The organism is Halomonas sp. ND22Bw (assembly GCF_003011945.1).
Lineage (GTDB): Bacteria > Pseudomonadota > Gammaproteobacteria > Pseudomonadales > Halomonadaceae > Halomonas > Halomonas halophila.
In genome coordinates this window covers 1-252 of record NZ_PXWD01001369.1, presented here as the reverse complement: position 1 = coordinate 252, position 252 = coordinate 1, and the positions used below count along the sequence as shown (strand labels likewise).

General features: G+C 62.7%; 1 protein-coding gene. It reads right to left on the bottom strand.

Annotated features, from left to right (window positions below):
* The coding region (locus tag CVH10_RS22660) for an SPFH domain-containing protein (RefSeq protein WP_369335984.1) at window positions 1–197 on the bottom strand (197 nt) is incomplete at its 3' end.
* Window positions 198–252: the final 55 nt, after the last annotated feature.

Below are 252 nucleotides of genomic sequence, written 5' to 3'. Positions count from 1 at the left end.
AGGCGCTTGTCGATGTACGAGACGTTCTGGAACGGCGGCGGCATCTTGAAGTTGAGGCCGGGCTCGGTGATCACGCTCTTGATCTGGCCGAGCTGGTAGACCACGCCGAACTGGCGCTGGTCGACCACGAAGAGCGTCGAGCTCAGCAGCGCGAGCGCCACCAGGATCGTCGATGCGATGAATCCGATTCTGTTCATGTTCTTGTTCTCCGCCTCAACGTGCGTCGCGGTCGCGTGAGCGGCCGTCGCGCAG